The organism is Neisseria sp. P0009.S007 (genome assembly GCF_051962515.1).
In genome coordinates this window covers 1-1,281 of sequence record NZ_JBQCVF010000393.1, presented here as the reverse complement: position 1 = coordinate 1,281, position 1,281 = coordinate 1, and the positions used below count along the sequence as shown (strand labels likewise).

Here is a 1,281-nt window from a genome sequence, read left to right as displayed (position 1 = left end):
TTGAACGAAGTCTGCACACACATGGCGGATTTGGACTACAACACCATCACCATCTATCCGGGCAACTACGACGACTACATGCTCGCTTCCGCCCAATCGCGCGAACGCGCCCTGAAAGACAACGCCAAAGCCAAAGAGAAACTGCAAGAACTGCAAGAGTTCGTTGCACGCTTCTCTGCGAACAAATCCAAAGCCCGTCAGGCAACCAGCCGTCTGAAACAGGCCGACAAAATCAAATCGGAGATGGTCGAAGTTAAACCTTCTACCCGTCAAAACCCGTATATCCGTTTTGAAGCTGATGAAAAAGCCAAATTGCACCGTCAGGCAGTGGAAGTTGAAAAACTGACCAAACGTTTTGAAACCCAGTTGTTTAAAAACCTGAACTTCATCCTTGAAGCAGGCCAACGCCTCGCCATCATCGGCCCGAACGGCGCAGGTAAATCTACCTTGCTGAAACTCTTGGCAGGCGCATACAACCCCGAATATTCAGATGGCCTGTTGCCGGACGAAGGCACCATCAAATGGGCGGAAAAAGCCAGTGTCGGCTACTATCCGCAAGACCATGAAAACGACTTCGACGTCGATATGGACCTGAGCGAATGGATGCGCCAATGGGGTCAGGAAGGCGATGACGAACAAGTCATCCGCGGCACTTTGGGCCGCTTGCTCTTCGGCAGCAACGATGTCGTGAAAAAAGTGAAGGTTCTCTCCGGTGGCGAAAAAGGCCGTATGCTTTACGGCAAACTGTTGCTGTTGAAACCCAATGTTTTAGTCATGGACGAACCGACCAACCACATGGACATGGAAAGCATCGAATCCTTGAACATGGCGCTGGAAAAATACAACGGCACGCTGATTTTCGTCTCGCATGACCGTCAGTTTGTATCTTCATTGGCTACCCAAATCATTGAATTGGATGGCAAAGGTGGATATGAACACTACTTGGGCGATTACGAAAGCTATCTGGAGAAAAAGGCGTTTTGTAAGGAAACAATATGAATGCAAATCTTAAAAAACTATTACAGAATCTGTTTGCGCTAATCGTATTGCCAGTGCTGGGCTGGTACATTACGCTTGGAGATACTGTAAATGTTGTCGATACCGAACACGCTTCTCGTAAAGGCCGAGCAGTTGCTTGGTTATTTAACGAGTTCGGTGCAACCGGTGTTTGGGGCTTCTTGGGCATAATTTGGATTGTCTGCCTGTTTTTAGCCATTCGTTCATACCAAGCATGGCAGAAAGATAAGTCGCAGTAAATTAAGGTTCTAGATAGTATGTACT

At 47.8% G+C, this 1,281-nt stretch carries 2 protein-coding genes; both read left to right on the top strand.

Annotated features, from left to right (window positions below):
* Positions 1–999 (top strand): ATP-binding cassette domain-containing protein (locus ACTHS3_RS13545; protein ID WP_440368200.1); only part of this gene is annotated, 999 nt, incomplete at its 5' end.
* Complete coding sequence (locus tag ACTHS3_RS13540) at positions 996–1,256, top strand: hypothetical protein (protein WP_070591312.1); 261 nt, start codon at positions 996–998, stop codon at positions 1,254–1,256. The genes ACTHS3_RS13545 and ACTHS3_RS13540, both read left to right, overlap by 4 nt.
* The last annotated feature ends 25 nt before the right edge of the window (positions 1,257–1,281 follow it).

Bases quoted from the DNA above. Each gene is read 5' to 3' on its own strand.
- ACTHS3_RS13540 (WP_070591312.1), top strand. From the start codon at position 996: ATGAATGCAAATCTTAAAAAACTATTACAGAATCTGTTTGCGCTAATC.